8 protein-coding genes and 1 other annotated feature are annotated in these 8,427 nt (G+C 53.6%); of the genes, 4 read left to right on the top strand and 4 right to left on the bottom strand.

Annotated features, from left to right (window positions below; all coding sequences use genetic code 11):
- Positions 1-192: 192 nt before the first annotated feature.
- From clpB to rluD, 3 genes are all read right to left on the bottom strand, one after another.
- Entirely contained in the window at positions 193-2,766 is a 2,574-nt protein-coding gene (gene clpB, locus ADJ24_RS13390; RefSeq protein WP_023308864.1) for an ATP-dependent chaperone ClpB, read from the bottom strand.
- A 129-nt stretch (positions 2,767-2,895) separates the two neighbouring features.
- Positions 2,896-3,627: a purine nucleoside phosphorylase YfiH gene (gene yfiH, locus ADJ24_RS13385; protein WP_023308865.1), complete on the bottom strand. Its 732-nt coding sequence runs from the start codon at positions 3,625-3,627 to the stop codon at positions 2,896-2,898.
- Positions 3,624-4,604, bottom strand: a complete 981-nt coding sequence (gene rluD / locus ADJ24_RS13380) for a 23S rRNA pseudouridine(1911/1915/1917) synthase RluD (RefSeq protein WP_023308866.1) — start codon at positions 4,602-4,604, stop codon at positions 3,624-3,626. The genes yfiH and rluD overlap by 4 nt, the downstream gene beginning before the upstream one ends.
- A gap of 131 nt (positions 4,605-4,735) precedes the next feature.
- Here rluD and bamD point away from each other — a divergent pair, with 131 nt between their 5' ends.
- The 4 genes from bamD to pheA all read left to right on the top strand — a co-directional run bounded on the left by bamD (position 4,736) and on the right by pheA (position 7,510).
- Positions 4,736-5,473 (top strand): outer membrane protein assembly factor BamD, encoded by a 738-nt coding sequence (gene bamD, locus ADJ24_RS13375; RefSeq protein ID WP_023308867.1) that lies wholly within the window; start codon positions 4,736-4,738, stop codon positions 5,471-5,473.
- A gap of 268 nt (positions 5,474-5,741) precedes the next feature.
- Positions 5,742-6,083: a ribosome-associated translation inhibitor RaiA gene (raiA, locus tag ADJ24_RS13370; protein WP_003863162.1), complete on the top strand. Its 342-nt coding sequence runs from the start codon at positions 5,742-5,744 to the stop codon at positions 6,081-6,083.
- Between the two features lie 110 nt (positions 6,084-6,193).
- Positions 6,194-6,319: a sequence feature (Phe leader region), on the top strand.
- Positions 6,195-6,242: a pheA operon leader peptide PheL gene (pheL, locus tag ADJ24_RS25090; protein WP_100249759.1), complete on the top strand. Its 48-nt coding sequence runs from the start codon at positions 6,195-6,197 to the stop codon at positions 6,240-6,242. It overlaps the preceding feature by 48 nt.
- Positions 6,320-6,349: 30 nt before the next feature.
- On the top strand, positions 6,350-7,510 hold the full coding sequence (gene pheA, locus ADJ24_RS13365) for a bifunctional chorismate mutase/prephenate dehydratase (protein WP_023308868.1): 1,161 nt from the start codon (positions 6,350-6,352) through the stop codon (positions 7,508-7,510).
- Here pheA and ADJ24_RS13360 read toward each other — a convergent pair.
- Complete coding sequence (locus tag ADJ24_RS13360) at positions 7,507-8,379, bottom strand: SMP-30/gluconolactonase/LRE family protein (protein WP_023308869.1); 873 nt, start codon at positions 8,377-8,379, stop codon at positions 7,507-7,509. The genes pheA and ADJ24_RS13360 overlap by 4 nt on opposite strands.
- Positions 8,380-8,427 lie beyond the last annotated feature (48 nt).

The following is an 8,427-nucleotide window of genomic DNA, read 5'->3' as shown; positions in this document are numbered from 1 at the left end:
CCGGCGGCGTGTGTGCCGTTGTTCCGTGTCAGTGGAGGCGCATTATAGGGCGTTATTCCGAAGCCGCAAGGGTAAAGTGAAAATTATTTACTAACCGCTCACTTTCCAGGCAATATTTACTCCAGACCTCAATTTTCGCCTGGTTTTTAAACAAAAACGAGCCGCAAGCGGCTCGTTTTTGCGTTTTGTGACTTACTGCACTGCCACAATGCGATCGTCGTTGGCTTCCAGACGGATAACTTTGCCCGGAATCAACTCTCCGGAGAGGATCTGCTGCGCCAGCGGGTTTTCGATCTGCTGCTGGATAGCACGTTTTAATGGACGCGCACCGTACACCGGATCGTAACCATTCTCACTCAGCAGCTTCAGGGCCTCGTCTGAGATGTGAATTTCATACCCACGCTCTTCCAGACGTTTGTACAGACGCTGCAGCTGGATCTGTGCAATCGACGCAATATGTTTCTCACCCAGAGGATGGAATACCACAACTTCATCAATACGGTTGATGAACTCAGGACGGAAGTTATGGCTGACGACACCGAGCACCAGATCCTTCATATGGCTATAGTCCAGTTCACCGAAACGTTCCTGAATCAAATCGGAACCCAGGTTCGAGGTCATGATGACAACCGTATTACGGAAGTCGACCGTTCTCCCCTGCCCGTCGGTCAGACGACCATCGTCCAGGACCTGAAGCAGAATGTTGAACACATCCGGGTGCGCTTTTTCCACTTCATCCAGCAGGATGACGGAATAAGGGCGACGGCGAACCGCTTCCGTCAGATAACCACCTTCTTCATAACCTACGTATCCCGGAGGCGCACCGACCAGACGTGAGACGGAGTGTTTCTCCATAAACTCAGACATGTCGATACGCACCATCGCATCGTCGCTGTCGAACATAAAGTTAGCCAGCGCTTTACACAGCTCGGTCTTACCGACGCCGGTTGGCCCCAGGAACAGGAACGAACCAATCGGGCGGTTTGGATCGGACAGCCCTGCGCGGCTACGGCGAATGGCGTTGGAAACCGCCTCAACCGCTTCGTTCTGGCCAATCACCCGATTATGGAGATCTTGCTCCATGCGCAGCAGTTTTTCACGCTCGCCTTCCAGCATGCGCGCCACCGGAATACCGGTCCAGCGAGCAAGCACTTCCGCGATTTCTGCATCCGTCACTTTATTACGTAACAGACGCATCGTTTTCCCTTCTGACTGCGTCGCTATCTCAAGCTGTTTTTCCAGCTCAGGAATTTTGCCGTACTGCAGTTCAGACATCCGCGCCAGATCGCCGACACGGCGAGCCTGCTCAATGGCAATTTTTGCCTGTTCAAGTTCAGCTTTAATGGTCTGAGTGCCGGAAAGGGATGCTTTCTCGGCTTTCCACTCTTCTTCCAGCTCAGAGTACTGGCGCTCTTTATCGTCCAGTTCTTCATTGAGCATATCCAGGCGTTTCTTACTGGCTTCATCAGACTCTTTCTTCAGCGCCTGCTGTTCCAGCTTGAGCTGAATGATACGCCGGTCGAGCCTGTCCAGCTCTTCAGGTTTCGAGTCAATCTGCATACGAATGCTCGAAGCCGCTTCATCAATCAGGTCGATTGCTTTATCCGGCAGCTGGCGATCGGCGATATAACGATGTGAAAGCGTCGCCGCCGCAACGATAGCCGGGTCAGTGATCTGCACGTGGTGGTGCAGTTCATAGCGCTCTTTCAGACCACGCAGGATCGCGATGGTATCTTCAACGCTTGGCTCAGCAACAAACACTTTCTGGAAGCGACGTTCCAGCGCAGCATCTTTCTCAATGTACTGACGATACTCGTCAAGCGTGGTGGCACCAACGCAGTGAAGTTCACCACGCGCCAGCGCAGGTTTCAGCATGTTCCCGGCATCCATCGCGCCGTCCGCTTTACCCGCCCCGACCATAGTGTGCAGTTCGTCGATAAACAGGATAACGTTGCCTTCCTGCTTCGCCAGGTCGTTAAGCACGCCTTTCAGACGTTCTTCGAACTCACCGCGATACTTCGCACCGGCCACCAGCGCGCCCATATCCAGCGCCAGTACGCGGCGGCCTTTCAGGCCTTCCGGCACTTCGCCGTTGACGATACGCTGCGCCAGCCCTTCAACGATGGCGGTTTTACCGACACCCGGTTCACCAATCAGCACCGGGTTGTTCTTGGTACGACGTTGCAGTACCTGAATCGTACGGCGAATTTCTTCATCACGGCCGATAACCGGGTCAAGTTTGCCCTGTTCAGCACGCTCGGTCAGATCGACCGTAAATTTCTTCAAAGCCTGACGTTGGTCTTCGGCTCCCTGATCGTTCACGCTTTCACCTCCGCGCATTTTCTCAATAGCCTGAGTCACATTGGCGGTGGTCGCACCGGCAGATTTCAGCAGGTCGGTCAAGGTACCGCGTGATTCAAGCGCCGCCAGAACAAACAGCTCTGACGAAATAAAGTTGTCCCCACGTTTTTGCGCCAGCTTGTCGCAAAGGTTCAGCACGCGCACCAGATCCTGAGACGGCTGAACGTCGCCGCCGGTACCTTCTACCTGCGGTAAACGGCTCAGCGCCTGATCGATAGCGGTGCGTAACTGGCCAGCATTAATGCCAGCGGACGTTAATAAAGGACGTACCGATCCCCCTTCCTGATTCAGCAAGGCGCTCATTAAATGAAGAGGTTCGATAAACTGGTTGTCGTGCCCCAGTGCGAGGGACTGGGCATCGGCGAGAGCAAGCTGGAATTTATTAGTAAGACGATCCAGACGCATAACTCCTCCCATAACAGGTCAAATTTGCTACTGGAGATTAAATGAGGTCATCCCTCAATTATTCAAGGTTAATGACCTGAATTATGTGAAAAGAAAACGGCACGTACCGGATCGTCTTGATTCTTTAGGTTATATCAGCCAAATAAAACTTGCCATACGCCCCGTGGTCTTGTCGCGACGATAGGAGAAAAAATCACCCTTTTCGGTGAATGTGCAGCGATCGCCGCCGAAGATCTGCGTCACGCCAACGTTATTCAGACGCTGGCGGGCGAGCTGGTAAATATCGGCCAGATATTTATCCCCCGAAGGCAGGAAGGCTTCAACCGATTGCGGATCTTTTTCCATAAAGGCTTCGCGAACCTCTGGCCCCACTTCGAAAGCGCGAGGACCAATGGCCGGGCCAAGCCAGGCCATAATATTGGCGGGCTCATCGTTAAAGCAGGCGACTGTTTCTTCGAGCACGCCTTCACATAGACCACGCCAGCCCGCGTGTGCTGCTGCCACCTCGGAACCTGCACGGTTACAGAGCAGAACCGGCAGACAATCGGCGGTCATCACGGCACAAACGGTTCCCGGAGTATTACTGTAAGAGGCATCAGCGCGTTTAGAAGCATAGGGTTCTCCCGTCAACTTCAGCACCGCGTTACCATGAACCTGTTCCAGCCAGACCGGTTTTGACGGCAAGTTCCCCGCAGCAAACAAACGTCTGCGGTTCTCTTCAACATGTTCCAGGTTGTCGCCACAGTGCGCACCGAGGTTCAAAGACTCCCACGCGCCCTGGCTAACACCGCCAATACGGGTTGAACTACAGGCGGCCACGCCAGCAGGCAATGGCCACTCCGGGACAATCAGTTTGGTCATAACCAGTCCACTTGATCCTTATGTTCTTCGAAATCAGCACGCATAGCGTCGATAAGATCCACCATATCCTGCGGGATAGGCGCATGCCACTCCATCTGAATACCGGTGATAGGGTGGTAAAGACGCAGCATGGTCGCGTGCAGCGCCTGACGATCGAATTTACGCAATACGCTGATGAACTCATCCGATGCGCCTTTAGGTGGACGCGGGCGGCCACCGTAGACCTGATCCCCTACCAGCGGATGGGTAATGTGGGCCATATGCACGCGGATCTGGTGAGTACGTCCGGTTTCCAGACGCAGACGCAGGCGCGTATGAATACGGAAGTGCTCCATAATGCGATAGTGCGTCACCGCCGGTTTACCCATCGGATGCACCGACATATGGGTACGTTTAGTTGGATGACGGCTGATTGGCTCTTCCACCGTTCCGCCAGAGGTCATATGCCCAATGGCTACCGCTTCATACTCGCGGGTGATTTCGCGCAGCTGCAGCGACTCCACCAGACGGGTCTGAGCAGGAACGGTCTTCGCCACCACCATCAAACCGGTGGTGTCTTTATCCAGACGGTGCACGATGCCCGCGCGCGGAACATCCGCGATCGGCGGATAATAATGGAGAAGTGCGTTAAGTACCGTACCGTCAGGGTTCCCCGCACCCGGATGAACAACCAGGTCGCGCGGCTTGTTGATCACCAGAATGTCATCATCTTCATAGACGATGTCCAGTGGGATATCCTGCGGCTCGAAGCGGATTTCCTCTTCGATTTCAGCATTGATGGCGACAGCTTCCCCACCTAACACTTTCTCTTTTGGTTTGTCCCAGATCTTGCCGTTTACCAGCACGCGCTGGTCAAGGATCCATTCTTTTATGCGTGAACGCGAATAATCAGGGAACAATTCGGCCAAAGCCTGATCTAAGCGTTGACCGAGCTGATTTTCGGAGACTGTTGCGGTGAGTTCTACTCGTTGTGCCATAAACTGCTTCTTCGTTTAACGTTGGGTTTTACGGCTTTGCCGTTTAATATAGTGTGCTATTGTAGCTGGTCTTAATCGGGAGCAGGAACAGAGTTTCTCCCGGACAAACATTTGAGGAAAGTCAAAACGTCATGACGCGCATGAAATATCTGGTGGCAGCGGCCACGTTGAGCCTGGCTTTGGTGGGCTGCTCCGGTTCAAATGAACAGGTCCCTGACAATCCGCCGAATGAAATCTATGCGACTGCACAACAAAAGTTGCAGGACGGTAACTGGAAACAGGCGATAACGCAACTGGAAGCGTTGGATAATCGCTATCCATTTGGTCCATATTCGCAGCAGGTACAGTTAGATCTCATCTACGCATACTATAAAAATGCCGATCTGCCGCTGGCTCAGGCAACTATCGATCGTTTCATGCGTCTGAACCCGACTCATCCTAACATCGACTACGTGATGTACATGCGCGGCCTCACCAACATGGCGCTGGACGACAGTGCGCTGCAGGGCTTCTTCGGCGTGGATCGTTCCGACCGTGACCCGCAGCATGCGCGTGATGCCTTCAATGACTTCTCCAAACTGGTGCGCGGCTATCCGAACAGTCAGTACGTGACTGACGCCACCAAACGTCTGGTGTTCCTGAAAGATCGTCTGGCGAAATATGAATACTCTGTAGCGGAATACTATACCCGTCGTGGCGCATGGGTTGCCGTGGTTAACCGCGTAGAAGGTATGCTGCGTGATTATCCGGATACTCAGGCAACGCGCGATGGCCTGAAGCTGATGGAAAATGCTTACCGTCAGATGCAGATGACCGCTCAGGCTGAAAAAGTGGCGAAAATCATCGCCGCGAACAGCAGCAACACCTGATATTGCCTCAATGCAAAACGGCAGCTCGAAGGCTGCCGTTTTTTTATTCATTTTAGCGCGTCGCTGAAGCGCTTAAGCCTCAACACATCCAGTCAACTATGGCCCCAATTTTTACCTTCGACAAGGTAAATCTCACCTCTTCCTGCCCTGCCTCACAAAAAAGATTCCCTGACAAAAACCGACAAAATAACGTGATCTAAATCACACATTTTGACATTAGGTCGGGTATGCTGGAATCACCAAGACGGAAAGACAAGAGGTAAAATTTATGACAATGAACATTACCAGTAAACAAATGGAAATTACTCCGGCAATCCGCCAGCACGTCGCAGACCGTCTCGCCAAACTGGATAAATGGCAAACTCATTTGATTAATCCACATATCATCCTGTCCAAGGAGCCTCAGGGTTTCATCGCTGACGCAACTATCAATACTCCAAACGGCCATCTGGTCGCCAGCGCAAAACACGAGGATATGTACACCGCTATTAACGATTTGATCAACAAGCTGGAACGGCAGCTCAATAAAGTGCAACACAAAGGTGAAGCCCGTCGCGCCGCAACATCGGTGAAAGACGCCAGCTTCGCGGAAGAAGTTGAAGAAGAGTAATCCTTTAAATTGAGTGTACCGCCAACGCGCCTTCGGGCGCGTTTTTTGTTTTTTATTGACAGGGTGAAAACAGTGCGGGTACTTTAACGGTATCAATCACAGGATGACTTTATGAAACTTACGCCGTTCTTCTTCGCATTCTTTTTTACCTTCCCCTGAACGGGAGGCATTTCGTCGTGTGATAAAGAATGCGAAGACGAACAACAAGGCCTCCCACACCGGGGGGCCTTTTTTATTGATAACGATAAAATGAGACAGACAACACTATGACACCGGAAAACCCGTTACTGGATCTGCGAGTAAAAATCAGCGCGCTGGATGAGAAACTGCTGGCGCTGCTGGCCGAACGCCGCGCGCTTGCCGTTGAAGTGGGCAAAGCCAAGCTGGACTCCCATCGCCCGGTACGAGATATCGACCGCGAGCGCGATCTGCTGGAACGTCTCATTCAGCTCGGCAAAGCGCATCACCTCGATGCCCACTACATCACCCGGTTGTTCCAGCTCATCATCGAAGACTCCGTTCTCACTCAGCAAGCGTTACTCCAGCAGCATCTGAACAAAACCAATCCGCACTCTGCGCGTATCGCCTTCCTCGGTCCGAAAGGCTCTTATTCTCACCTGGCCGCCCGTCAGTATGCCGCACGCCATTTCGAAGAATTTATTGAGAGCGGCTGCGCGAAGTTTGCCGACATATTTAATCAGGTTGAGACCGGCCAGGCGGATTACGCCGTCGTACCGATTGAAAACACCAGCTCCGGCGCTATCAACGACGTTTACGATTTGCTGCAGCACACCAGCCTGTCGCTGGTTGGCGAACTGACGATCCCTATCGATCACTGCGTGCTGGTCGCCGGCTCAACGGACCTGAGCAAGATCGAAACGGTCTACAGTCATCCACAGCCGTTCCAGCAGTGCAGCCAGTTCCTGAACCGCTATCCGAACTGGAAAATTGAGTACACCGAAAGCACCTCGGCGGCGATGGAAAAAGTGGCGCAGGCTAACTCCCCAACCGTCGCCGCGCTCGGCAGCGAAGCAGGCGGGGCGCTGTATGGTTTACAGGTGCTGGAACGCAACCTGGCGAACCAGACGCAAAATATCACCCGTTTCGTGGTGCTGGCACGCAAGGCAATCAATGTGTCTGACCAGGTGCCGGCCAAAACCACGCTGCTGATGGCGACCGGCCAACAGGCCGGTGCGCTGGTTGAAGCCCTGCTGGTGCTGCGTAATCACAACCTGATCATGACCAGGCTGGAATCACGCCCAATCCACGGTAACCCATGGGAAGAGATGTTTTATCTTGATATCCAGGCCAACCTGGAATCTGCTTCCATGCAGAAAGCCCTGCGCGAACTGGGCGAGATCACGCGCTCCATGAAAGTGCTGGGCTGCTATCCGAGCGAGAACGTGGTCCCTGTTGACCCGGCTTAACGTTCGATAAACCGGCTTTTCTTCTTCCCTGCCACGCTCACCGGCAGGGTGAAGATGGCTCCGGAGAGCGGATACTTCGCCACCTCGTCCGCATCCATATTTTCCCGCGTGGTGGTAATAAACAGCGTTTTCATGTCATCGCCGCCAAAGCAGACCATCGTCGGGCAACGCACCGGCATGCGGTATTCTTCCAGCTGCTCCCCTTGCGGAGAAAAACGCGCAATACGCCAGCCGTCAAACAGCGCGCTCCAGTAGCAGCCTTCCACATCCATGGCCGCGCCGTCCGGTATCCCTTCGCCCTCTTTAAACTGACGAAACACCTCGCGCCTGCCGGGTTCGCCCTGCTCATCAAGCGGCGTTCGGTAAATAACGCCATTTGGCGTATCAGAAGTAAACATCCATTGATTATCCGGGCTAAACGCTAAGCCGTTGTGGCCGTGAATATCGCACTGGATCACTTTCGGCGTCAGGTCGTTGTCGATGCGCATCAACAGGGCACCGTTGTAATCTCCCGGCCCCCAAAACGTGCCCGCATAGAATCGCCCCAGAGAATCGGTGCCGCCGTCGTTAAAACGTGCGAGCTGCGGGTTAGAGGGGTTATCGCACACCTTGCGGCGCAGCAGGCCGTGTTTATCGGTCAGCCAGATACCCGTTCGCATCGCAACGATAAAACCACCCTGCTCTCGCAGCGCGAAACAGCCCACCTCCTCGTGAAAAGAAAGCACGGTGTGTTCCGCCGTTGACAGATGGTAACGGTGGATCTCCCCTTCCAGAATATCAGCCCAGTAGAGCGCGTGCTCTTCTGCGCTCCACGTCGGGCATTCAGGCAGATGCCCGGTGTAATTCAACAGCAGCTGCGGTTCGGCCATGACAGTTCCCCAAAATAAAAAAAGCCAGCAATGCTGGCTTTCAGTATA

This window comes from Enterobacter sp. 940_PEND (assembly GCF_001059415.1).
GTDB classification, from domain to species: Bacteria; Pseudomonadota; Gammaproteobacteria; order Enterobacterales; family Enterobacteriaceae; genus Enterobacter; species Enterobacter cloacae_M.
Note: the sequence above shows the minus strand (reverse complement) of the source record. Positions and strands in the feature narration are given on the sequence as shown.

What these genes read in the sequence shown, in the direction of transcription:
- pheA (WP_023308868.1), top strand. Translation starts at nt 6,350, where the DNA reads ATGACACCGGAAAACCCGTTACTGGATCTGCGAGTAAAAATCAGCGCG.
- rluD (WP_023308866.1), bottom strand. Translation starts at nt 4,604, where the DNA reads ATGGCACAACGAGTAGAACTCACCGCAACAGTCTCCGAAAATCAGCTC.
- ADJ24_RS13360 (WP_023308869.1), bottom strand. Translation starts at nt 8,379, where the DNA reads ATGGCCGAACCGCAGCTGCTGTTGAATTACACCGGGCATCTGCCTGAA.
- raiA (WP_003863162.1), top strand. Translation starts at nt 5,742, where the DNA reads ATGACAATGAACATTACCAGTAAACAAATGGAAATTACTCCGGCAATC.
- clpB (WP_023308864.1), bottom strand. Translation starts at nt 2,766, where the DNA reads ATGCGTCTGGATCGTCTTACTAATAAATTCCAGCTTGCTCTCGCCGAT.
- yfiH (WP_023308865.1), bottom strand. Translation starts at nt 3,627, where the DNA reads ATGACCAAACTGATTGTCCCGGAGTGGCCATTGCCTGCTGGCGTGGCC.
- bamD (WP_023308867.1), top strand. Translation starts at nt 4,736, where the DNA reads ATGACGCGCATGAAATATCTGGTGGCAGCGGCCACGTTGAGCCTGGCT.